Here is a 23,338-nt window from a genome sequence, read left to right on the forward strand (position 1 = left end):
GTTCGGACCTTGGAGTTCAGTCAACGTCAGGAACAGAACTTACCGCCGGCACGGGAGTGACAAGCCCCCGCAATCGCTTGAGCTCCTTGGGGGCCAGCGCAACCAGATCCGCGATTCGCGTCACAGTCTCACCCAGCTCGAAAAGGCTCGTCACGCGGGCACCCATAGTGATCTCCAGAGTGGCCAGTTGCGCGATCAGAGCGTCGCGCTCATCGCCGGCGGTGAAGAACTCCGCGAGCGTGGCTTCGATCTTGTTGTCGCGCTCCGCGCGCACCTGATCAACCCGAGTGCGGGCGAGGCGCGCTCGCTCACGAGCGTCAATCTTCTTGCCAGTCTGTCCAATTGCCATACCAAACACTCCCATCGAACGTCACGTTCATCAAACTTTTCACAGATCTCACCAGCTCCAAAACGACACGCCAAAACCCAAAGCAAGTAGACACACCTCTTGCACTAATAGTGTCTGGAGAAGATTCAGGCATTAACCTGTCTGGAGGGAGGTGATTTCGCCATGATGACCGTGCACGTTCTTCACGCCGGCGATGGGTACACCTACCTGACCCGCCAGGTCGCGGCGGGGGACCATTCCGTGCGCCGCGGTGAGGATCTCACCGAGTATTACACCGCCGAGGGCAACCCGGTCGGGCAATGGGTCGGCTCGGGCCTGGTCAACCTTGGCGTCTCTGGCGCGGTCTCTGAAGAGCAGATGCAGGCGCTGTTCGGCGACGGTTTGCACCCCGATGCAGAGTCCGCCAGTCGGGCCGCCGTCGCCGGGGGAGCGACCCCGGAAGACGCCGTGCAGGCATCCCGGCTGGGCCGCCGGTTCCCGCGCATCCAAGCGATCGCGGACGGCTGGGATGACGCCGTCGCCGACGCGTACACCGAGTTCACGGCCACGAACGGGCGCAGTCCCGAACCCGGCGTCGAGCGGGATCTGATCCGCTGGAACATCGCTGCCGACCGGGTAGCAGCCACGTTGAAACGGGCGGCAACGGATGCCGAAGTGGCCACCCATCTCTCACAAATGGGCAAGGCGCCCAGGCAGCCCGTCGCCGGATACGACCTAGTGTTCACGCCGGTGAAAAGCGTGTCTGTGCTCTGGGCACTCGGCGATCTGGACACCTCGGAGCAGGTGCGCGAGGCCCACAACGCCGCCTGGCAGGCCACCGTTTCCTGGCTCGAAACCGAGGCCGGTGTTACGCGCGTTGGTGCCGGCGGGGTCGCGCAGGTCGACACCCACGGGTTCGTTGCCACCGCGTTCGAACACCGCGATTCCCGCACTGGTGACCCCAACCTGCACACCCACGTTGCCGTGTCGACGAAGGTGCAGGGCCTCGATGGGAAGTGGCGTTCGTTGGACGGACGGGTGCTGCACGCGCTCGGCGTTGCGGCATCCGAACGTTACAACACCCTTGTTGAGCAGGAGGTCCGGAACCGCCTCGGAGTGACTTTCGTGGACGAGACGCGCGGCCGGAACAAGCGCAGCGTGCGCGAGATCGCCGGCATCAGCCGGGAGCTGCGTGACTCGTTCTCCTCCCGTCGCGCGGCCATTGAAGATGCCTACGAAACCCTGGTGCAGGAGTACGTGGCCAAGCATGGCCGCACCCCGCCGAAGTCGGTGCAGTTGAGCCTCGCGCAGCGTGCAACCTTGGAAACCCGCGAGGGTAAGAGCGCTCCGAAGAGCCTGACGCGGCAGCGCGCGGAGTGGCGGCTGGCCGCGGTCAGGATCATCGGCGAGGTCGCCGTAGACACGATCGGAACTACGGTCCGGCAACGACAGCAGCTGTCGGCGCAGGACCAGACCCTTGCAGCGTTGAGTATCGACGAGCTCGCCGATCGGGTGCTGCACACGGTCGAAGACAGCCGGGCAATCTGGCGGCGGTCGCATGTTGCAGCGGAGGCGCAACGCATCGCCCGGACCTTCGCGAACGTGAGCCCTGGCGTCGACGCGCAGCAGATCGCAGAGGGTGTCGCGCAGGCCGTTATGGCGCGCGTGATTGCCGTCACCGCGACGACACTCAACCCGGTCCCCGAGGCTTTGCAGCGCCAAGACGGCGAGTCCGTTTACCGTGTGCACGGGACGGAACGGTTCACCTCGGAGCGGATCCTCGCGATTGAGGACAGCCTGATCGACGCGGCCCGCACCGTCGCTGGCTTCGCCGTCGAGCCGGCCATCTTCGCCACCACGGTGGAGACTCTGAACGCCGCGAGCTCGTACCCGTTGGATGCTTCGCAGGTGGAGCTGGCCCGCCGTTTCGCATCCGGCGGCCGTCTCCTCGAGGTCGGGATCGGACCGGCAGGGACCGGCAAGACCACCGCGATGCGCGCGTTCGCGCGTGCCGTGGAAGCGGGCGGTGGCCGAGTTTTGGCGTTGGCACCGACGGCGGCTGCGTCGACGGTGCTAGCCGAAGAAATCAAGGTGGAAGCGGAGACGGCGCACAAGCTCGTCGACGTGCACCGAAATGGGTCGCCGGAGCAGCAGGAGTCGGATCAGTACCGGATCGACAGCAGCACGGTACTTCTCATCGATGAGGCCGGTATGGCCTCGACTCCGTTGCTGGCAGACGTGTTGGAGCTCGCCCAGCTGCACGGGGCCGCGATTCGCCTCCTCGGGGATCCGGCGCAACTGGCCGCGGTCGAGTCCGGGGGAGCCCTGCGCCTGATCCAGCAGCGCGTGGGCGCCAGCTACCTCGACCAGGTGCACCGCTTCCTCGACACCGAGGAAGCGGCGGTGTCCCTGCTGCTGCGTGATGGAGCCAGCAGTTCCCTGGACTTCTATGTCACAGCGGATCGCACGCGGGGCGGCATCCGCCAGAGCATGCTGGAAGAGATCTATGTGGCGTGGGCCGCGGATCGCGCCGATCACCGGCACTCGATCATGGTCGCGGGAACCAACGAAGAGGTTGCCGCGCTGAACGCGCGTGCCCGCCTGGACCTGATCGGCCAGGGTGCTGTCGGGAAGAGCGGGGCGTTGCTGCACGACGGGAACAAGGCCGGCCTGAACGACGTGATCGTGACGCGGCAGAACGACCGCAAGCTGCGCTCCAACCAGGGCAAGGACTTTGTCGCGAACGGTGACCTCTGGACGATCCTGGGCGACGAGGGCGGCGACCTGAAGGTGAAGAGCCTTCGGCACGGGGGAGTGCTGACCCTGCCGGCCGAATACGTGGCCGCGCACGTGGAGCTCGGCTATGCAGCCACGATCAATCGGGTGCAGGGCATGACCGTGGACACGTCCCACATTCTTGTGGACCCGCAGTCGACGTCACGGGAGCAGCTGTACGTGGCGGCGACCCGCGGGCGTGAGTCCAACCGGATGTATGCGGTCGTGGAGGAGACCCTTGAGGTGGATGCGCACGCTCCCGACCACCTGCGCACCTCGATCATCGATGCGCTCACCGCGGTGCTCGCGCGCGAGGGCACCGAGCGGTCCGCGACCGAGGAGATCCAACGGGAACAGGATGCCGCAGCGAGCCTCTCGACATTGCTGCCTGCCTACGAGGATGCTCTCGCGCGGGTCTACGATCCGGACCAGATCGGGCGGATGGAAGCGGTCGTCCGCAATGTGCTCGACGCGGGCATCGCCGATCGCGTCGTCAACGACGAGGCGTGGACGCACCTTGCGAGACGGCTCGCGGTACACGAGGCTCGCGGCGCCGACGTGCGCGCGCGGCTGGCCGCGGCCGTTCGGGCCGAGGACACCGGGCTCGACTCGAGCATCGAATCGTTCGCGATGATCTACCATCACCGCATCGGAGCGCCCGTGGCTGCGACGGGCGAAAGCGCGTTGCCGACATGGGTGGCCCCGCCGACTGCCGGAGCAGCCGGTGACAACCGCCAGGTCCACGACTGGCTGCACGCCCAGGCCGATCTAATCCGGGATCGAACGACGGCGCTCGTCGACGCTGTGGCAGCGGCGCCGGAACCGTGGAGTGCGACACTTCGACCCCAGCCCGATGATGCCTCCTTGCAGAGAGCGTGGCGGCGTGACCTCGGCAACGTGCTCGCCTTCCGCGACCTGAACCAGATCACGGATACCGAGTCGCCGCTTGGTGCCATTCGTCCCGACGACGATGCCTATGCGGCGGCGGCGGTATCCCTCGAGCGCCTTCGCGTGACGGAGGACCAGTCGGCAACCGAGGCAAGGCATCGAACCGCGGAGCTTCGCCAACGTCTGTCCGGAACGAGCGATGCAGCAGGTGCCGGTGGCCTCGCCGAACGTGTCCGGCGGATTCGCGCCCGAGCAATCGACTCGCCGGATCAGCAGCCCGAGGCTCACAGTCCCCTCAACCACGGTCGCGACCATCGGCCCAAAATGTGAACGTGGGACTACGCGATCAACGGTCTGTTTGGCGCACAACGCAACGAGCCGGAGGCAGGACCAAGGGTTGTAAAACAACGGTTAAAAGTGACAGCAGCTGCAAGCGTCCAACCGCTCCGGTTGCGGATCGTAAGAGACATCCCCCTTTGGGGCGTACCAGCCCGAAGATTCGAAGGAACGTTGCTGCCTAGACTCAAATTTAGACACATAATATGGCGTGTTCGACCAGGGAGATGTTTTGGCGGGAACGAAGTTTCGCACGGTTTATTTCTATGAACCAATCATGATCGACCAGAACGAGAAGGTGAAGACCTTACCTACGGCCTTCTGGACCGATCTCCATTCGCTCGTTGCCGGACTAACCGAGAAGAAGCGTCAGGTTATCTTTTTTGGTCGAGATATCGAGGGAGAAGCCAGAACGGAGATCAGTCCAGCTACCGACTACTTTTACCTCGATCGCCGACGGCCAGGCCAGGATTGGCCCGATGCCAAAGGAACCGATGGCGCACACGGGACTCTGGCCTCGAAGGGAGTCGTAGCTTCGCTACACGAACCTGCTTATCTGCTCCCGGTCAGTAGCACTCCCTATTTTGCAATGATGAGGTCATCAGCAGGACCTACAACCTCAGCTATCGCCCGTTGGCTTAACATCGTTCTCGATCTAGAGAAAGTCGGTGATCGCCTCGAACTTCGTGCTGTAACCCGGGGAGACCAGATGGCTCGCCTGGGCAAGGCCCAGTCCGCAACGAAGCTGCACATCAAGATCCTGCCGGGGGCCATGCAGAGTGAGGAACCTCAAGGACGGTTTGGAAAAGCTCTCAAGGAAGCGCAGAGCGTTTCCTACGGCTCTGTGTCGGTAGACATGACCATCAGCTACGGGAACGTTGAACCTGACGATGCCGGAGGGCAAGAACTCATTCGAGACGTCAAGGAACTGTTAAACGCTTCAACAACCTTCAGGAAAGCCGAAGCGACGGTTATCGTTGAGAACGAAGAGGGCGAACTCGTTCGAGACAAGATCGACTTCTTGAGGGACCGGATAACGGTGCGACAGCAAATTGGCGCGGACGCGGATGAAGAACCAACACCAACTGTTGTGCTGGATGCAATGTTCGAGGCGATTCGCGAATTTCGACAAGAACTGTAGCTTGGGAGGTCGCAGTGAAGCCGAGGCATTTCTGGGCCTTTGTTCGTGATCAACCGTTCTGGGTAGACGCAATCCTGACGGTAATCGTGGCCGCACAATTCGCGGCCACCCTCCTTGGCTACATTCCCAACATTGGTTCGGGTTTGATCGACAGAGCAGATCAGGGTCCAGTTCAGGCGCTATATCTTGCTCTGCTTGGTCCTGCTGCCATCGTCGCAGGCTTTGCGGGCGTTGTCGTCGTGTTTGGCCTGACTGCAAATGGGGACCGATTCCAAAAATTTCGCGCGGATGCTGGCCCGGCACTGACACGGACATGGGTCGCAAGCACGCTGTCAGGATTTGAAGCAGTCGTCCTTGGCCTTACCGCGGCCGTGCTCAGCGTAGTCGGCGTTCCGTGGTTGGCGCCCTCATTCTTCGAGCTAGCACTCTTGGTACTCATTCACGGTGCACTCAGACTCGTTTGGATATTGAGCGCGCTGATTGGAATCGTGCGCGCTGAGGACATTACCAACACCGACGCCACAAACGTTTACTCGATGGACAAGCTGTTCCATCGAAACGCAGGCTAGGGCGTGCGTGCCGCGCGCGAGAATAATGGGCGCGCGCCCCGGTCGAGATAGAGTGCGGAAGCGTTGACGAGGACCTAAACGTTAGCGCCAGCATCGTGATCGTGGATGTGCGGCAACTCGCCGACGGTGCGCGACGTCATCCAGGGCTGTCACTTCAAGCATTCAAATCGACGCATCGCAGGTACTCGTCGGTCACACTGAATGTGCCGGGGCCGGCATGGGGTTCGCGGTGGTCGTCGCGGTCGCGGCAGCCCGCCATCCCGGCGCGGAGTTTCAGGGAGTCGAGGGTAGGCCAGAGGGCGCGCTGGTGCCAGTCGACCAGGGCAGAGGATGCTTTGGCCGACCGAGTGTCATAGGCCGCGCGGTGCGCGACCATGAGGGCGGTCAGCTCCTCGACGGCGATTGGATGCCGATACCAGCAGGCCGGCAGTCGATAGCTGGGATCGGCCAGATTGGTGAGATACCGGCCGTCGAGCCAGGTCACAAACTTCCCGAGCTCCTCCCAGAGCTTCACAGCCTGATCGCGCGGCAGCGTCGCCCAATAGTAGGGACCACCGGCGGCGCGGAGCTCGTACATGTCGAACAGATCCGGCAGGATCGTCTCGACGTTCACCAGCCGGGCGTCGAGACCCTCGATGCTCATCGGGTCGAGCTCATCCTCGCTCATGCGGTAATCCCCTCAAGGCGCAGCGACCAGTTCTGCGACTCGCGCAGCTCGTCGGCATCCGGGCGGGTCCACCAGGGGGTGAGCTGCACGACAGCTTCCTTCTCCCGATAAAGCAAGAGCGCTTTCCCTTCGGGTATCTTGCGGATGTCTTCCACCTTCATCCGTCGTTCCTCACGTTCGCTGGTAGACGTGGAAGACGTATCCCGTCCGGTGCCGCGCTGCACGGACGTGCTGGTCTGCACGGTGTGGTGGGTGCCGATCAGCCGGGAGATTTTCTCCAGGAATGACTCGTCGGCGAGGCCACCGAAGATGATTTTCGCGGCCGACGATTCGAAGATCGTGGTGGCCGCTTCGGGGCCCCACTTGCCGACGAGCTGGGACATCGACTGGGCGAAGATCCAGGTGTGCAGGCCGCGGCCGCCGCCGTCGCTCATCAGGTTCGGTAGCTGCGGCAACGGCGACACGTTAGCGACCTCATCGAGCACGAGAGTCATGGCCGTGGGCAGACGGCCGCTTGTTGTGTGCTGGGACACGGTCTTGGCCTCCTCGATGATCGCGGAGACCAGCGCGGTGATGATCGGCGCGGTCGAGGATTCGCGGGAATCATCGACCAGGCAGTAGACGGTGTCGGTGGAGAGCACGAAGTCCTGCGCCCGGAACGGGGCCACGGGTTCCGTGTCGTCGCCGTCGTCCGTGGGCCGGGCCGGGCAGAGCAGGTCGAGCACACGGGCATCCGTCAACGATGCGGTGATGCGGGAGAGGGTGGTTTTGGTGTTGCCGATGGTTTCGGGGGCATCTTCTCGGCACCACTGATCCAGTTCGCGGGCCCAGATTGCCCCGTTAGGCGAGAGGTCGCGGAGAATCGCGGACGGTTCGTGATCGTTGAAATCCTGTGCCCACCGCACGACGTCGCGCATGTCTCCGCCAGGGATCAGTGCGGCGGCGTGCAGGAGCGACCGGAGGATGATCTTCACCCCTTCGACGAAGTGAGCGGAGTCCTTCATCCCGGCGGATCCGGCGGGCCGGGCGTTGACGATCGCGGCCGCCCGGGACTGGGCGGCGTCGGGCCGATCGCAGCCGGCGACCATATCCCAACGGGCCTTGTCCGGCCAGCGGGTGATGCCGTCGAAGTCGAACACGAAGACATGACCGAGCTCGCTGCGCTTCTTCACGGTGACTCGGAAGACATCCGCCTTCGTCGAGGTGGCCACGACCGCGCCGGCCGCGTCGACGATGCGCCCGATCGCGAGGTACGCGCTCTTGCCGGCGCGCGGCGGGGCGATCGTGCAGGACGTGTCTTCTTCGCGGATGGTGACGGGCTTCCCGTCGAGGTGGGCGAACGGGGCGACCGCGGGAACGCCGTGACCGGTGACGCGCTTCCGCAGCTCAGCGCCGGTCGAGAGCTCGGCCTTCTGAACTGTCTTCCGGCGGTCCCACAGGATGAAAGAACCGCCGAGAACTATGCCGATCAGAACCGTCCAGGCTCCGACCCAGATGCCGAGAAGCTTCAGGTCGGGCGCGGTCAGCCCGCGCTGACGGAAGCCATCGTCGTTCCCGGTCATGGTCATGACCAGCGCCTGCAGGGTTTGGTCGAGGCGGAGCGCCCCGATCCCGGTCCCGGCGCAAAGGAAAGAGAGGTGCACGATCAGGACCATTGCCAGGATGATGCCGAGCAACGGCCACGGCGGCTGGTTCTGCTGACCAGAGCGGGCCATCATCAGAGCCCGTCGGCGACGGCCGCACTGGCGCGAAGCCACGCGGCGCGCGTCGCCGGCCGCACCGCGTCATAGCGAAGCGCACCCCCGTGCAGCGCCCGATCGAACGGGATCGTCACCGCCATCCGGGCCAGCCCGGTGAAATCGTCGGCGACCCGTTTCGCATCGGCAATTGTGCTGTTGCGTTCCGATTGCAGCACGACCACAACGGCATTGCGGGCCAAGGCGGCCGAATGCTCATCGCGCTCCGACAGCGCCTCCAGCAGGAGCGCACCGGATTCGGCGGACTCCCCCAAGGCGGTGGTGGCCACGACGAGCTGGTCGGTGTGGTCGATCATCCGTAGCCACCGAGGCGCGGACTCATCGTTGCCGGAATCGAAGAACACCAGACGAAAATACTTCGCGGCCACCTCGTGCAGAGCATCGAAGTCGTCCTGGGTGATGCGCTGCTTTGTCGCCAGCAGCTCAGGGTTCGAGCGCAGCACGTCGTACTTGTCGCTGGTCTGGTGGTGCACGAACCGTGCCAGATCGGAAATCTGCGCGGAGGGCGACAGCAACCTCACGGTGTCCGGGAGGAGATCCTGCACGGTGGCGTCGTGGGGGCCCTTCTCGGTGCGCCAACCCAGGGTTCCACGGGTGTCGTTGTTGTCCCACGCCAGCACACCGGCACCACCGTGCCGGGCGAAGACCGCCGTGAGCATGGCCGTCGTGAGCGTCTTACCGACACCGCCCTTGCCGTTGACCACGGAAATCTTGCGCGGCCCGGGCCAATGCTGGCTGACGGCCTGCACGTGTCGACGACGTTCGCGTTCCAGAACGGATGCCGGCACCTGCAGCCCGGTCGTGCGTGCGAGCAACCCACGCCATCCGTTGGTCGCCGCCGGCTCGCGGCGCTCATCGATAATGAAGGATGCGCGTGCCGCCTTGCGGGTCGGCAGCTCCTCCCCCGAGTCTTCCGCGGTCTCACTCGCCTCCGCGGTAGGAGCGTCGTGGAGGGACGAAACGGCCGCAGCCGCAGCCGGCTCGGAGAGGTGGGCGGACAGCTGCTCCGCCGGAAGGGAGGGCGGCTGGATCTTCTGGGAGACCGGTGCAGTTTCCTCCGCCGGCGGAAGAGGTTCGTCTTCTCGAAGGTGGCCGTCGGGGCTCGCCACGAGACGCCACCGACCGGTGTGGTCGTGCACCTCAAGGCGCACGTCCGTGCCGAGGCCGCTGGCGAGCTTAACTACGCGGCTCATGATCTTGGTGCGCAGCTCGGCAGAGGTTGACGCGGTGAGTGTCTCGGGGTTGCCGAGAACGTTCAGCTCCACGGTCATGTCGGTGACGACGGCGCGCACCTCGGGAAGAGGAACGGTGGTGGTGATGCTCATTCGCGGTGTCCTATCTGTTGTACCAACTGGTGGTCGCCGGTGGGCCAGAGCCTGTCCAGCGCCGATTCATCGAAAAGGGGCTCGTCGCTATCCGGGACGAGGGCGGGGACCGGCTGATCGCTCGCGGAGCCAGCCTCGACGGCCTCGTCGGTGCTGAAGAGGTCGCGTTCCCACTGCGTTGAGGTGGCGAAGGCGTCGACGATGTAGGAGAACCGGCCGACGTAGGCGAGGAACACGCCCGACTGCAGCGTGAGCGCGAGACGGGCGTGTGCGGGCGAGAGCTTGAGCCTTGCGGTGAGGTTGTGCTCTTCCTGGGTGTTCTGACGGAAGATGAACTTGTTTTCCATGTCCCCGGCGATCGAATACGCGAGGGTGCGTTCCTTGGAACCCTCTTCTCCGACGGCGTCGAAGTCGCTCATCTTGTGCAGGATGACGATGTTGGACACCCCGTAGTGCCGGGACAGTTTCAGCCACTGCTGGTAGGTCCGAAGGGCCTGTTCGGTGGCCATGTCCCGCCAGCCTTCCTCGCGGACGAGGTAGCGCGTGCGTTTGGCCGAGCGGTCCGAAATGACGGCCTGAATCCAGGAGGACGTGCAGATCTGGGTGAGTTGTGCTGCCAACTCGCTGCGGTCAAACAACGCCGAGGTGTCCACGACGACCATGGGCGCGTCTGGATCGAACGCGACCGTGCTCTCCCCTTCGAACAAACCCTGCAAGTCGCCGGCGACGAACCGTTCCAGAACATGTCGGGCTCGTTCGCCGTTGCTGGCCATCTCGGGCCGGTAGCCCGGGGCCTCCTGATCTGGGGACACCAGCGCCTGCCAGACGTGGGTGATGGTGGGCCGGTCATGGGTGACGGTGATCGCATGCTCGAGGGCCCAGTTAATGGACGTATGTTCCATCGGAGAAAGTTTCGCTTGCCCCTGGATGGTGGCTTCGATGACGCTCGTGAGGGTGGCCCGACGACGATCCCGAACCATGATCTCGTCAACGTCGTCGGATACTCCGGTCTGACGAGGGCCTCGATCGAGCGGGTTCAACCGTGCGGTCGTGTTCTCTCCGCCAATCGCGATGACCTGGCCGCCGACGGCTTCGGCCACGATCACCCACTCCCCCTTGGAATCCGACGGGACTACGACCTGGTGGCCGAACGCGAGCGACCGGGTGCACAGCTGTTTGATCGTGCCGGACTTGCCGGAACGGTACGCACCGATGACGAGGATATTCGTCGACAGAGCGGCTTTCGCGGTGGTGTTCATATACAGATCCCACGGCGAGAAGTGCCACAGCACGTCGGCGTTCAGATCGACGCCGAGCAGGGGGCCTTCATGCCCGAGGCCGTCGTCGGCGACGAACGGATAGATGCCGGCGAGGTTATGGCTTGTGGCTTGGTGTGGCGGCTGGGCCAGTTGCATCCAGTTCCAGTACTCCCCCGTGGAGATACCCGGGCCGAGCGGACCAGCGGCGGCCGCAGGAAATCGGGTATCCCGGTCTGCGGTGTCTTGCCCGTCACGGGCCTGTCGGAGTCGGGCGACCTGCTGACGCAGCTCCTTGCGCTGGCGACGGGTCAGCTTCCCGGGCGGGGTGACGTTAAAGACTTGCTGGGTCATTACTTCATCCCCTGTCCGAGCGGGAGAGCACTGACCATGAGCGCTTCGGCCTGCTGGCAGTACAAAATCTGCGGTTCCATTCCGGCACGGGTGAGCGCGTTGCGCATCCCGGCAAGCGACGAGTTCAGCTTCTCCTCACTGGTAGCCGACACGGTCAAGTAGGCGCCGTACCGGTACTCGCCCTCCCCCGCGACGATGCTCTGCTCCTGATCGATCAGGGCATCCCAGTCGGCGTTGTCGGCCGCACTGTCCTGCTGGTTGCGTTTGGCCTTGACTCGTTGGTTAGTGCGCCAGGTTCGTTTTTCATCGTCGATGCGCTTAAGCGCGGATCTGGTCTTCACCGGGGTGAGGACCAGGGAGAAGATGTGGGTGACGGCCTCGCCGGAGTTCGGGTGCCGGGCGAAGACCAACGGTTCGATGAACCCGACGTGGGTTTCGGTGCGCGGCCATTCATGGATCCACATAGTGGAGTGCCAGCCGGAATCGGAGCGAACGATGCCGTTCTTCCCGGCAGGTTCGTCGAGGGCCATCGGCCCGATCGCGGCCAGGTCGACCCCGGCATCGTCCTGGAGCCGGCTTTGCGTGGCGGAAAGGTATTCGGGGTCGAACGCGGTGCGTCCCAGCGCTGCCCACTCTCGCACGCTGAGCCACTTGCGCACGTCGAACCGGGCCGAGCGGAGGGCATCCGTCACGTTGGCGGTCTCGATGCGGGCCAGCGCGAGAATGCCCGACTTGCCGCCGCCGAGGTTCTTGATCTGGCCTTGCAGCTTGACCAGATCGAAGGTCAGCGTGACGTAGTTCTTGTGCGACACCGCGAAGGATTCGGACTGGTCGAGGACGTCTCCGTAGTTACGGGCGACCGCCGACTCGGGGTCTAGACCGCGACGGGTGACGGTCTCGGCGTAGAACTGGCGGGCCGGCAGGATCGTGGTGGGCACCGTGCGTTCCTGCAGTGAGACGCGGGTGATGCCGTCGCGCTGGGTGAACCCGGCCAGCACCTGGCCCCAGTTCCGGGCGAGCTCGTTGCGTTCGGGCATTTCGAGCATCAGGAACCCCTGCACCTCAAGCTCCGCGGTGATCGAGATCGTCTTGGAGAACGGGTTGTACGCGACGGCCTGCCCGTCCGCATCCCACACCTGGATGCTCGCGAGCCGGCCGGGCAGGTTCAGGGTGCCGGCGATCTGTGGGCGTTCGGGCCGGAACCTGGTTGTCGTGCCGCCGAGCGCTCGACGCACCTGCAGGGAGACCCACTGCGCGGCAATGCGTGGGAACGCGACCCCGTGATACTGGGCCAGACCGGCGACGGCCAGCGTCAACCAGATCGGCATCGAGACGAAGAATGCGGGGAATCCCCAACGGTTGATCGAGACGATTGCGATTCCCGCCGCCGCCGCGAGGGTGACGAGGTTCCACATGTCCAGGCCGGCGATGATGCCCTGGGTGTTCTTTCGGGCTAAGCGGATGGGGCGATCAGTGGAATGGGTGCTCATGAGATCCTTTCGTGCCTATCGGGCGGAAGACGGTGCAGCGGACTTCGAGGGTGCCGGCGTCGGAGACGGTCCGGACGACGCGGCCGGTTGCCCGGTGGGCTTACTGGCTGAGGGCGTCGGTTTGGTCGCGGATGGGCTCTGTCCTGGCGACGTGCGCGGAGTTGGACCGCCCCCGCTCGGCGCTGACGGGGTGCGTCGGCGCACGGCTGCGGTGCGGCTGGCGACGGCGGAGCTCAGGCTCCTTGCCGCGCGACCACCAGTCTGCTTGGCTGTGGCTCCGCCCCGCGAGGCGATGTTGTCGATTGCGGAGGTCGCTCCCGCGCCGATGAAGGAGAACAGGCCAAACACGGCGATGGGTGCGAAGGCGATCATGATCATTCCGAGAGCCAGCGGGATGGCCTGGATACTCCACATGCTGTCGACCTCGGCGAAACCGCGGAGCACAAGCATCAGAAATCCGAGGGTGAGCGGGGTGGTCAGTATGAGGGCGATCACCGCGGAGAACCAGCGCACCACCCACTGCACACCGATCTTCATCGGAAAAAGCATGAACGCGACCGGGCCGAGCGCGACCAGTGCGGCGAGGGCGAGGTTGCGGAAGCTGAATACGAAGACGAGCACGATGACGCCGATGGTGAGGAATGTCAGCACGATCTGCGCCAAGAAGATGTTGCCGCCTCCCCCGCCGAAAATGATGTTCTCGACCGTCCGGTACAGGCCTTCGCCCTGGCCACCGCGCGTGAGCAGGGGGTCGACCAGTTGGTCGACAACGTTGACGATGTTGCCGACCAGCCAGAGGGAGCCGGCGGAGAGCGGAACGGCGAGGAGGAACCGAATAATGGCGGCGGTCAGTTCGGCGCCGTCCCGTGACCAGAGCGCCGAGACGATCGCGACAATGCCGGCGATCAAGATGACCAGCAGCACGACCCAGCTCCACCAGGCCCACTCGCTGATCGCGGCGCTCCACAAGCTGGAGCTGGTGTTGAACGAGGTGTTGTCGATCACCGACGCGATGCCGCCGGTTATGACGGATGCCAGACCGCGGGAAATCATCTCGCCCACGGTGCAGACGGCGTCGACGGGTCCGCAGCTGTACTCGAGTTTGAGCTCTGTGCCGCCGGCATCCGTCAATGCACCGACGTTGTCTTCCGTCTGCGTGCAGACGGTGACGCTCGCTCCGCCATGAGGGATCTCGGCGAAGCAGCGCTCGGAGGTGCTGTCGGTGACGTTCTCGGGCATGCAGGAGATGCGCGCCGAGCTCCCCGTGCACGTGACCGGAAAGGATGGCCCACTCCAGGTTTCTCCCTCGACCGTGGCCGAGGACACCGCCATGGGCTGGGGTGGGACGGCCTGTGCGGGCGCTGCGCCGATGATGCCGAGTGTCCCGACGAGGATGAGAGCGGCGCTGACGCCGAGAACCCAGCGCCGGGCAGAAACCTGCATGTTAGAAACCGAAGTCGAAACCGACGGCGAAGGCGAAGATCGCGTTGACCGCGCCGAGGCCGGCCGCGACGGCGAGGATTTTGAGGATCCATTCGCCGGACCAGGACTGGAAGCGTTCGGAACCGCCGCCCTTGGAGATCACCCCGACGAAGGCGATGATCAGCATAATCAGGACGAAGATGAGCGCCCCCGCCAGGATGAAGGAGCCGATGTTGGTCAGGCCGGAGATGAAGGGGGCATTCCAGTCCGGGGTGATGTCGGGGACATCCACGGCGGAGGGGGCTGCGCTGAACGCGGTCCAGAGGGGCAGGTGCAAGGTGTGCCTTTCGGTTGGTGCGATGGGTCAGAGCGTGAGACCGCGCTCGAGGAAGAACGGGATGGGATTGATACGTTGCCCGTCGACGCGTGTTTCAAAGTGCAGGTGGCAGCCGGTCGATTGGCCGGTGGTGCCTTCCTTCGCGATCACGTCGCCGACGGCAACCGGGTCTCCGGGCGCAACCGTCGCGCTCCCCCGCGTCAGGTGCGCGTAGAGGGATTGAAAGCCGCCCGGATGGTCGATCATGATGCGAAAACCGTAGGTGCCCTCCTCGCCGACTTGTGAGACGGTTCCGGAGCTGGCCGCGAAGATGGGCTCGCCGCATCCGCTTGCCAGGTCCATTCCCCAATGCACGGTGGAGCAATATGCACAGGGCGCGTCGCGGGGCCCGAAACTGTCGGTGATCGTGTAGCCGGCCACCGGGAACGTCCACCCATCGCTCGCAATAGGCGGGGGCACGCCGGCCGCGGGTGGGACGGGCGACACAGACCCCAACGTGGCCGCCATCGCGACGGGCAGCCCAATCGTCGCCACGAGGGGCGCACTGATGAGCAGTAGCAGGAAGAGCGCTGCCTTGAGAATGCGCCGCGGCCCCAGCACTTTGACGGCGATAGCAAGGGGCGCGGCCATGGCTACTTTCGCGTTTCGGGGAAGAAGCGGATGAGCTTGCAGTCGGCCGGGACCTGTCCGGAGTCGGCGGCGGGGGTCGAGCTTCCGCAGTTGACCTGCACGCTGACGGTGTAGCGCTCCTCGTAGCTGACGTCGTCGCGGCCCGTGTAGGTCGCGAGAATGTCCGTGGTGACGAGGTGGTAACCATCGGCGATCAGGACGTCCAAGGATCCCGGCTGCGGGCTTAGGTGGTCGTAGTCGACCAAGACATCACCGTCCACTGCGGCGGTCACGGCGATATTGCTCGCGGCCTGGGTATCCCACGTCGACACAGGAACGACGACCCGACGGTTGAGTTCGTCAAGCTTGCCGTCGAGGGCATCCTGTTGGTCGGCGTCCAGGTCGTAGCGCGGGTCGAGGGTATGCCAGGTCGCGAGGTTGTCACGGAATTGATTTCGGGTGGCGAGCGTGGTGTCATACGTCGATCCGGCGATCGCGGCGGCGACCCCGTAGGCCCGCGCGTCAGTGGTGATCGGCTCGGGCGACCAGCCCAATTCGGCAACGGATGCGTCAACCACGGACCCGGGTTCTGCCGGCTCCTGCGTGCTCGACGGTGTCGCGGCCGGTGCTGGCTGTGACTGGTTGCCCTCATCCGGCTGCGATAGGAGAGCCCCCACCAAGCCGACGACGCTCACCAGTACGGTGGCACCTGCTGCGCTGATCAAGATCGTTTTGCGTACTTGGCGCTGATGGTCCGTCAGCGGGACGCGCCCTCGTTGTGCCATGTCAGTGCCTCCCGGTCGAGGGCGGCAGCGCCGAGCAACGATCCGAGACTCCCCCGTTATTGCTGGTCGCTCCCGCTCTTCTATTTACGTCGGCGGGTTGGCGTAACCCGTTTAGGGGTACTGTATCGGCTGCCACTGTCGCTCCCGTGGGGCGAGTCGGCGCGGGCCGTGGCTGACGCACTCGATGCGTAGCCTCACGGTGTGACCTCACTGCGCCTCCCTCGTTCGCTCAGTATTTGAAAGTATACTGCCATATTATGAGAGCTTAGCGATTGAGGTCAATGACCTCACGGCTGGCGCACAGATGTTGCGTCGCAGTGGGCCACAATGGACAGGTGGATCCCGTCAATCAATCGTCAGCTCCCGAATGGAGCAATGACATGACGGCGATCGAGCAGATTTTCGGAAATCGCGCCCGCAACGACATCATTCGAGTGCTCGCGGCGGAAGAGCAGATGACCTACGGAGATCTCCGCGACCGTGTCGGGATTCGCGACAGCACCCTTCACCGTCACTTGCGCGCGCTGGAAGAATACGGCGTCATCATCGCCGATCTACCGCCCGGTCAGCGCCAGGGGCGCGGCGTGCGTTATTCGATCCACCGCTCCCGAGTGGAATCACTTGGGCAAGCATGGATGCGCTACCTCTTCGGTGAGGGCGCCGAGTAAGGACTCTGAAGAGATTCACGGGGCAACGTCTCGCTCGCGTGGGGGCATCAGTGGTAGAGGACTGTCCGGCTCCTTCACTGCGCGGATCACCGTTAGTTGCGGGTGACGCGCGTGAATTTTCCGGAACTCTGCAGTCGTCGATCCCAGGCCGCCGTCTCGCAGGCTATGGGTTTCGAGGCACTGAGGTTGCGAGACACTTCTCCTGTCTTCTGCCCGCTAGGACGCTACGGTGACGCAGCTTTCTTGCTCGCTAGAGCTGAATCCATCGGGATGAATGGCTGGCGGCGGTGACGCTCGGGATGACGAGTGTGCTTCAGTTTCGGCCACTGCCGTTGTGGAGGCCTCGCGCGAGTGCAACCGACACTGGAACGGCCTTTTTCAGCGGGGCGGATCAAGCGGCGCTGCGCCTTGTGCATAGTCTGATTTATATCAGACTATGACGACGGCGCTTTTTTCAATCACATCGCCCTTCACTCTCCGTTGATCCGACGCCTGAGCAGTTCTTATCAGGATCGTAAGCTTGCTGTGTCTGACTAGAACGAACTTAGAGGGTGCCTCGATGTGCAACGTTAACTGTGAGCTCGACGAGATCACGGGTCAGCTAGTTCCCGATAGGAGTTAACGTGTTGTTAGATCATTTCGAGATATTTGAATTCCGACGGCTGGTTAGGGCATCTGCCTACGTCGGTCGGAAGACTGTCGCGCTAGTCGGCCCGAATGAGGCTGGGAAGTCCTCGGTTCTCGCTGCCTTGCTGCTCTTCAACAACACCGATCCCGTTTCCCCATTGTCCCGCTCCCGTTCCAAACGAGAAGAGAGCTGGACCCCGAACGCCGATGTCGTCAGGCTTGATTTCGCGGTCACCGCGGCGCAGATTGCGCTGCTGGGCGAACTGCCAGTCCAGGTTTTGCCTACCCACTACCGCCGGCATAAGAAGGTCGACGGATCGATTGAGTATTCGCTCTCGCCAGCACCACAGCTCAAAGACGAGTTACTGACGGACGCACATTCCTTGGTTCCCACACTGGCGAAATATGTCGACGAGCACATCTCGACAGTTGAGGCATCCGACCCTGAAGCGGCGGCGTCCCAACGCGAGGACCTCCGTCTAATCGCTGATCACTTCAACGGCGCGGCGCCTGATGAAGGCGCATTTTTCAGAACTCAATCCTTAATTGTAGACAGAGTCAATCTGACAAACCGGTATTCACGGGAAGCTTCCGCTGCGTTCGATCGCTACATCCGTTTCGCGTTGCCATCAGTGGACCTGCCTCTTCTCATGCGGAATCAAATGGAAATAGTTGAAACGCAGTTCGTTATGTTTGGTGCTCAGGAGCGTGATATTCGTTCGGAATACTCGCTGAGTGATCCAGCTACCGATACCTCAATTGCTCTGCGCAATTTATTGCAGGTGGCGGGGCTCGACCTGAACCGCGTTCGAGAGCACAGAGCTGACACCGCGTATGTGGCTCAACTAGTTGACGACGCGCGGGAACGGCTCGCGGCGTTCTTTTTAGCACGGTGGAGCCAAGAGTCGATTGCAGTGGGCCTGCACATCGATGGTGATATCTTGCGTGTACACGTGAAGGATCTAAGAGAGGGATCTGTCGGTTGGCTCAACATTTCCGAACGCAGTGATGGCCTGAGAACGTTTGTTGCGCTGGCGACGTTTCTTCACGCCGAGGGTGTCGAGCGACCTCCCGTATTGCTGATTGACGAAGCCGAGCAACATCTTCACATAAATGCTCAAGCCGACCTCGTTCGTATGTTGCAGGGGCTGGAGCAGATTCAGCAAGTCATTTATACAACTCACTCACCGGGCTGCCTTCCTGCGGACCTGGGGAACGGCGTACGTTTCGTTGAGCCTTTAGCCGGAGGGGGCTCGAGGATCCGGCACGATTTTTGGTCCATCAAGGCGTCCGACCACGTTGGATTCAATCCTTTGCTGATCGTCATGGGGGCCGCGGCAGCGGCCTTCTCCGGATTACGGAGCGCAATGGTTGTTGAGGGCGCCGCTGACATGCTCCTGATGCCCACGCTCATCCAGCTCGCGACCGGCAAAAAGGAGCTTCCTTATCAGGTTGCGCCGGGCATAGCAGCGGCGAGTAAAGACGATATGGGAGTGCTAGACACTCTCGCGGCTAAGGTGGTCTTTCTCGTGGACGGTGACCGCGGGGGGAAGGCTTGGAACAATCAACTCTTGGAGGCTTCGATTCCCGCGAATCGGATTCGGTCGCTTCCTTCGGAAGAGGCACTTGAAGACTTTTTGCACGAGGATTTCTACGTCGAAACTCTCAATGACTTCTTTAGTAGTTCAAAAGTGTCGACTGAAGCGATCGCTGGTACCGGCCCTATCAAGGGTCGATTGAACGCGTGGGCGTTAGCGAATAGCGAATTCATGCCCGGCCCTGTTGCGGTAGCCGAACATATTCTTGGCTTACACGAATCAAGACAGCGGCCAATTCAGCTCAAATCAGAGCGCAAGCGAACTCTCCAAGCTCTACATGCTTGGGCCGAGAAGTGCTTTGAGGCTACAGCGGACTGAATGGCCTGATGAGCGCTTGGGGTTGTGGTGCTGCGGCCCACTATATGATCGCTGGTAGAGCAGGACGGTGTCCGAACTGACAAATTCTTCACGGAGCCCTACCCGTCTTGCAACCCATGGGTTGTGAAACGTCTTATCGCCGCCGAGCCCGCGCAACAATTCGCCGCCGCACTGCCCGTATCAGCGATACTCGCAACCATGCTTCGTAAGTTGTGAGCCTGTTTCGGGAACACGCAGTGAGTTGCGAGACGCCCACGAGCGGCTCATTGCTGCCCTGTTAAAAGCCGATCGACCACACGCCGAAGTCGTCTGCAGGGATTACTGCGGGCATCTCAATAAAGGTTCCTTTATCGGGACGAGTAGCCGATACTCTGTCACGCCGACCGGGCCCGGCGTGTGTGAATCGTGACGACAAATGGGACTGCTATTTCGCAGGCATGGGACAGCCACTCTGCAACCGGCCAACGAGCTGTCAGCCAACTGCAACTGCCCTGGTGCTGGAAACAAGCGCGCGAAGCCGCTGCGACCGTGAACGCGCGGCTCCGTCTGGGCGACGACCACTCCCCGCGACGGTAAGACCGCACCAAATGTCCGGGGGAAGTACCCATTCGACCTTGCAGTGGTTGTGCTGGCTGGCTATCTGTCGTTATGGATAAAGAAGATAAACGTGACTAAACCGAACTTCGTCATCGTCCGCCTTGTACACTAGCTATAAAAGATAAAGAAACTAAACGAGGATAAAGGAGAGGCTTTGAAGAACCCGTTCAAACCGACAGCCGGGGCAAGACCGCCCCTGCTTGTTGGCCGCAATGACGCTTTGGATAGCTTCCGCGAAGGGCTTGTCGACGGCCCTGGCTCGCCTGGCCTACTGACCATTTTCACGGGACCCCGAGGTGTGGGCAAGACGGTCATGCTGACCGAAGCCGAAGCCCTGGCGCGCGAACAGGGCTGGGTCGTTATCTCCGAAACAGCCACCAAAGGCCTCATCAGCCGGCTGGCCGACTCCATCCAAGTCCACCTGGAGGAACTCGGCGACGGCAAACCCTCCCGCCTCGTCACGGCCGTTGCCGCCGCCGGGTTCGGAGTCACTACCCAGCTGCCGCCTATTCGTCCCACCGGTTTACGTGAGCGAGCCACAGCGCTACTCTCCCGCCTTGCCGGCCACGACACCGGACTTCTGATCACGGTCGATGAGATCCACGCTGTTGACCGCGAAGACCTCACAGAACTCGCCGCAATCGTGCAGCACCTCATCCGTGAAGACCTCCCGATCGGCCTACTCATGGCCGGCATTCCCAAAGCAGTCGCCGACTTGCTCAACGAAGACGTCTCCACTTTTCTCCGACGCGCGGACCGGATCGACCTCACCGGAGTTCCCCTGCAGGATGTCCGCGAAGCCCTCGCCCGGACCTTCGCAGACACGGGCGTCACAATCGAACCGGCACAGGTCGACCTGGCAGCAGAAGCCACCGGTGGATATCCATTTCTGATCCAACTCGTGGGCTACCACGTGTGGCGCCGCGCCGTCGAAGGCACCGTGACAGACAAGTCTCTGACCGCCGGCGTCGACGCAGCACGCCGCCGCCTGGGCGCGACAGTGCTCCAAGCGGCATTGGCCGACCTCTCCCCGGTCGACCGGACCGTCCTCCTGAAGATGTCCGAAGACGAAGGACCCTCCCGAATCGCTGACATCGCACACCGGCTGGGCGAAACCACCAAATATGCCGGCGTGTACCGCCGCCGCTTACTGGATGCCGGGGTCATCGTTGACGCCGGCCGTGGACTGATCGACTTCGCGGTCCCGCATCTGCGCGAATACCTCCGGGAACACGCGGATGCGATGAGCCAATCGCACCTCCCGTAGCCCCCTAAACAGACAAACCCGGGTCCGAGGCATCCGTCGCCGGCGTCCCGGGTGACTCTAGACGAGTAACGATTCCGGAGCGACGGGGTCTGCTTTCAAATATTGATAGGGAGTTTCACGACTGATTTTGAGCTTAGGAACGGACCCCGTCCTCTGCTCCCCCTGGCCCGGCACTCGGCATTGAACTTACGATGATTCGTCATGAAACATGATTCTCCTAACCTCTCAAATCCAAGTACGGGCGCAGTTGCGGACATTAATGAAAGATTATGAAAATCATGGTCATGTCAACGGATCGGAAAGAATTACATAAGTCACCAAAGATCCCGGCGCAGCGTGCGACGGCCGACGCGAGGCCATCGCGGACAGCTTCCGTACCGTGATCGTGCGGAAGGTTAGTAGGGTTGCTATCACGAGCTAAAACGCTCGATGCCCGGAGCCCTCTTGAGCCTCGGTCTCATTACTACCGAGAGAAAGAACTACCGTGCGTAAATCAACTCGAGCCATTGCCCTCATCGGAACTACCGCTGTACTTTTCAGCGCCATGGCGCTGCCAGCATCTGCCGCACCAACAGGAGACACCCCGGCTACCACAACGGTCACCGGCGGCAGTCTTGACATCACCGTCCCGACAGTATCGGTCCCCCTGGGTGCGGCCATCCCGGGAGCGTCCACGACCAGCGTGGCCCTGGGGGACATGGTTGTCAATGATACCCGCGCAGGCACCGCGGGCTGGGTCGCCTCCGCCGCGGTCACCGATTTCACGAGTACAGCTACCATGAAAAGTGACGGTATAACCCCGGCCAGCATCCCGGCCACCGCCGTCGCCTACACCGCCCCGGCAGCGACGAAAACGGGTACCGTCACGGTCACCGCTACCAGCCCCACGTCGGTTGCCGCGGCCACAGCAGTTCAGACCGCCACCGCCGTCAGCGGGAACAACACCGCGACCTGGAGCCCCACCATCGTCATCACTGTTCCGGCCGACGCCTTGGCCGCTACAGACTACACAGCGACTTTCACACACTCAGTGGCCTGAGTTTCATCACGGGATTCGGGGTGGCCCTTTGACCCGCCCCGGACCCCGTCGGGCGTAGCGTGTCCGCGTAAGGGGCATTCGCCGATCACGGAAGCCAGAACAGTTGCGTCTACTCACAGCGTTTTTGTGTCTACTCTTTTTTGCCGTCGTGCCAGTCGCCCCTGGGTCTGCGGCAGCATCACCGGCGGACGCGGGGGCGACTAGCAGCACTCTGGTTGCAGCCCCTCCTACGGGAACCCCTGAAGGAGGGATCGGTATTCGCCTGGTCGACGTTCCCGTTGCCGCCCAAAACAATCCCAGGGCACAGAGTTACATTGTTGACCACCTCAATCCCGGCGTGACCATTGAACGTCGCATCGAAATCCAGAACAAGACCAACACCAGCCAACCGATACGGTTGTATGCGGGCGCCGCGCATATCGATCAGGGCGGCTTCAAAATCGAAGATGGTGCAGCGAAAAACGAGCTAACAACCTGGACGTCCCTCAGCCCGTCGTACCTGGACTTGAGTCCTGGACAGCTGGCCGAGGCAGTGGTAACTATCAAAGTCCCTCAGGACGCCCCGGAAACGGAGCAGTATGCGGTGATCTGGGCCGAGGTACGCGGCCCCGCACCGGTCAGCGGCGGGGCCACCGAAGTGAGCCGGGTCGGGATCCGGGTGTACCTGGCCACGGGACCGGGTAACGGGGCGCCGACAGCGTTCCGCATCGATTCGATCACCGCCAGCAGTGACAGTGACGGCAACCCAGAAGTGACAGCCCAAGTGACCAACACCGGCGGGCGCGCCCTGGACATCACCGGCGCCCTTACCCTAGCCAACGGGCCCGGGGGCATTTCGGCTGGCCCTTTCCCCATCACCCGAGGCACCTCCATAGCCCCGGGCACCAGCGCTGATACCGCGGTGGTCCTAGACCCGCTTCTACCCGCTGGCCCCTGGGAGGCCACCCTGAACGTCACCAGCGGACTCATCACCGTGACCGCCACCGCAGAATTAACTTTTCCCCCAGCAGGCCAAAACCAAACAGTGCAACCCGACCAGCCTCTCAACCCGCTCTGGTTCGCTCTCGGAGGCGGCCTCCTTCTGCTGCTCGTAGCAGCCCTGATCCTGTGGTGGAATAAACGCCCCACCCACGACGGTGCTAAAAAGAGAGCGCCCAGCCAATAACGCTACCGGCTCACAACAAA

The 23,338-nt window shown here is 63.0% G+C and carries 18 protein-coding genes; 8 read left to right on the plus strand and 10 right to left on the minus strand.

Annotation, left to right across the window (positions count from 1 at the left end; translation table 11 throughout):
- Positions 1–16: 16 nt before the first annotated feature.
- Entirely contained in the window at positions 17–349 is a 333-nt protein-coding gene (locus QMK22_RS14920; RefSeq protein WP_283498440.1) for a hypothetical protein, read from the minus strand.
- A gap of 162 nt (positions 350–511) precedes the next feature.
- On the opposite strand from QMK22_RS14920, the gene mobF reads away from it, so the two are divergent.
- The 3 genes from mobF (at position 512) to QMK22_RS14935 (ending at position 6,037) form a co-directional block, all read left to right on the plus strand.
- Positions 512–4,321, plus strand: a complete 3,810-nt coding sequence (gene mobF / locus QMK22_RS14925; RefSeq protein ID WP_283498441.1) for a MobF family relaxase — start codon at positions 512–514, stop codon at positions 4,319–4,321.
- A 283-nt stretch (positions 4,322–4,604) separates the two neighbouring features.
- Positions 4,605–5,468 carry a DUF6731 family protein gene (locus tag QMK22_RS14930; protein WP_283498442.1) on the plus strand — a complete coding sequence of 288 codons (864 nt, stop codon included), beginning with the start codon at positions 4,605–4,607 and terminating at the stop codon, positions 5,466–5,468.
- A 14-nt stretch (positions 5,469–5,482) separates the two neighbouring features.
- Positions 5,483–6,037, plus strand: coding sequence for a hypothetical protein (locus tag QMK22_RS14935; RefSeq protein ID WP_283498443.1), 555 nt, complete (start codon positions 5,483–5,485; stop codon positions 6,035–6,037).
- 154 nt (positions 6,038–6,191) lie between these two features.
- On the opposite strand, the gene QMK22_RS14940 is transcribed toward QMK22_RS14935, so the two are convergent.
- Genes QMK22_RS14940 through QMK22_RS14980 form a run of 9 tightly spaced genes read right to left on the minus strand, consistent with a single transcriptional unit; the run spans position 6,192 to position 15,979 of the window.
- Positions 6,192–6,704 (minus strand): hypothetical protein, encoded by a 513-nt coding sequence (locus tag QMK22_RS14940; RefSeq protein ID WP_283498444.1) that lies wholly within the window; start codon positions 6,702–6,704, stop codon positions 6,192–6,194.
- The gene (locus QMK22_RS14945) at positions 6,701–8,419 is read right to left on the minus strand and encodes a type IV secretory system conjugative DNA transfer family protein (RefSeq protein WP_283498445.1); all 1,719 of its coding nucleotides are present in this window, start codon (positions 8,417–8,419) and stop codon (positions 6,701–6,703) included. Before QMK22_RS14945 ends, QMK22_RS14940 begins: the two co-directional genes overlap by 4 nt.
- Positions 8,420–8,421: 2 nt before the next feature.
- Entirely contained in the window at positions 8,422–9,786 is a 1,365-nt protein-coding gene (locus QMK22_RS14950) for a nucleotide-binding protein (protein WP_283498446.1), read from the minus strand.
- The gene (locus QMK22_RS14955) at positions 9,783–11,396 is read right to left on the minus strand and encodes a putative type IV secretion/conjugal transfer ATPase (protein WP_283498447.1); all 1,614 of its coding nucleotides are present in this window, start codon (positions 11,394–11,396) and stop codon (positions 9,783–9,785) included. Before QMK22_RS14955 ends, QMK22_RS14950 begins: the two co-directional genes overlap by 4 nt.
- The gene (locus QMK22_RS14960; RefSeq protein ID WP_283498448.1) at positions 11,396–12,886 is read right to left on the minus strand and encodes an SCO6880 family protein; all 1,491 of its coding nucleotides are present in this window, start codon (positions 12,884–12,886) and stop codon (positions 11,396–11,398) included. The genes QMK22_RS14955 and QMK22_RS14960 overlap by 1 nt, the downstream gene beginning before the upstream one ends.
- Before the next feature lie 15 nt (positions 12,887–12,901).
- Positions 12,902–14,329: a TrbL/VirB6 family protein gene (locus QMK22_RS14965; protein WP_283498449.1), complete on the minus strand. Its 1,428-nt coding sequence runs from the start codon at positions 14,327–14,329 to the stop codon at positions 12,902–12,904.
- A 1-nt stretch (position 14,330) separates the two neighbouring features.
- Positions 14,331–14,645, minus strand: coding sequence for a hypothetical protein (locus tag QMK22_RS14970; RefSeq protein ID WP_283498450.1), 315 nt, complete (start codon positions 14,643–14,645; stop codon positions 14,331–14,333).
- 27 nt (positions 14,646–14,672) lie between these two features.
- Positions 14,673–15,275 (minus strand): M23 family metallopeptidase, encoded by a 603-nt coding sequence (locus tag QMK22_RS14975; protein WP_283498451.1) that lies wholly within the window; start codon positions 15,273–15,275, stop codon positions 14,673–14,675.
- Between the two features lie 2 nt (positions 15,276–15,277).
- Positions 15,278–15,979 carry a hypothetical protein gene (locus QMK22_RS14980; protein WP_283498452.1) on the minus strand — a complete coding sequence of 234 codons (702 nt, stop codon included), beginning with the start codon at positions 15,977–15,979 and terminating at the stop codon, positions 15,278–15,280.
- 395 nt (positions 15,980–16,374) lie between these two features.
- Between QMK22_RS14980 and QMK22_RS14985 the strand changes: the two genes are divergently transcribed.
- The 5 genes from QMK22_RS14985 (at position 16,375) to QMK22_RS15005 (ending at position 23,318) form a co-directional block, all read left to right on the plus strand.
- Complete coding sequence (locus QMK22_RS14985) at positions 16,375–16,707, plus strand: ArsR/SmtB family transcription factor (RefSeq protein ID WP_283498453.1); 333 nt, start codon at positions 16,375–16,377, stop codon at positions 16,705–16,707.
- A gap of 623 nt (positions 16,708–17,330) precedes the next feature.
- On the plus strand, positions 17,331–19,250 hold the full coding sequence (locus QMK22_RS14990; RefSeq protein ID WP_283498454.1) for an AAA family ATPase: 1,920 nt from the start codon (positions 17,331–17,333) through the stop codon (positions 19,248–19,250).
- Between the two features lie 751 nt (positions 19,251–20,001).
- The gene (locus tag QMK22_RS14995) at positions 20,002–21,114 is read left to right on the plus strand and encodes an ATP-binding protein (protein WP_283498455.1); all 1,113 of its coding nucleotides are present in this window, start codon (positions 20,002–20,004) and stop codon (positions 21,112–21,114) included.
- Between the two features lie 484 nt (positions 21,115–21,598).
- Positions 21,599–22,153 carry a hypothetical protein gene (locus tag QMK22_RS15000; protein ID WP_283498456.1) on the plus strand — a complete coding sequence of 185 codons (555 nt, stop codon included), beginning with the start codon at positions 21,599–21,601 and terminating at the stop codon, positions 22,151–22,153.
- A 337-nt stretch (positions 22,154–22,490) separates the two neighbouring features.
- Positions 22,491–23,318: a hypothetical protein gene (locus tag QMK22_RS15005; protein WP_283498457.1), complete on the plus strand. Its 828-nt coding sequence runs from the start codon at positions 22,491–22,493 to the stop codon at positions 23,316–23,318.
- The last annotated feature ends 20 nt before the right edge of the window (positions 23,319–23,338 follow it).

This window comes from Cryobacterium sp. PH29-G1 (genome assembly GCF_030063365.1).
Classification (GTDB): domain Bacteria; phylum Actinomycetota; class Actinomycetes; order Actinomycetales; family Microbacteriaceae; genus Cryobacterium.

What these genes read in the sequence shown, in the direction of transcription:
- QMK22_RS14950 (WP_283498446.1), bottom strand. Translation starts at nt 9,786, where the DNA reads ATGAGCATCACCACCACCGTTCCTCTTCCCGAGGTGCGCGCCGTCGTC.
- QMK22_RS14960 (WP_283498448.1), bottom strand. Translation starts at nt 12,886, where the DNA reads ATGAGCACCCATTCCACTGATCGCCCCATCCGCTTAGCCCGAAAGAAC.
- QMK22_RS14920 (WP_283498440.1), bottom strand. Translation starts at nt 349, where the DNA reads ATGGCAATTGGACAGACTGGCAAGAAGATTGACGCTCGTGAGCGAGCG.
- QMK22_RS14965 (WP_283498449.1), bottom strand. Translation starts at nt 14,329, where the DNA reads ATGCAGGTTTCTGCCCGGCGCTGGGTTCTCGGCGTCAGCGCCGCTCTC.
- QMK22_RS14940 (WP_283498444.1), bottom strand. Translation starts at nt 6,704, where the DNA reads ATGAGCGAGGATGAGCTCGACCCGATGAGCATCGAGGGTCTCGACGCC.
- QMK22_RS14930 (WP_283498442.1), top strand. Translation starts at nt 4,605, where the DNA reads ATGATCGACCAGAACGAGAAGGTGAAGACCTTACCTACGGCCTTCTGG.
- QMK22_RS14955 (WP_283498447.1), bottom strand. Translation starts at nt 11,396, where the DNA reads ATGACCCAGCAAGTCTTTAACGTCACCCCGCCCGGGAAGCTGACCCGT.
- QMK22_RS14945 (WP_283498445.1), bottom strand. Translation starts at nt 8,419, where the DNA reads ATGGCCCGCTCTGGTCAGCAGAACCAGCCGCCGTGGCCGTTGCTCGGC.
- QMK22_RS14975 (WP_283498451.1), bottom strand. Translation starts at nt 15,275, where the DNA reads ATGGCCGCGCCCCTTGCTATCGCCGTCAAAGTGCTGGGGCCGCGGCGC.
- mobF (WP_283498441.1), top strand. Translation starts at nt 512, where the DNA reads ATGATGACCGTGCACGTTCTTCACGCCGGCGATGGGTACACCTACCTG.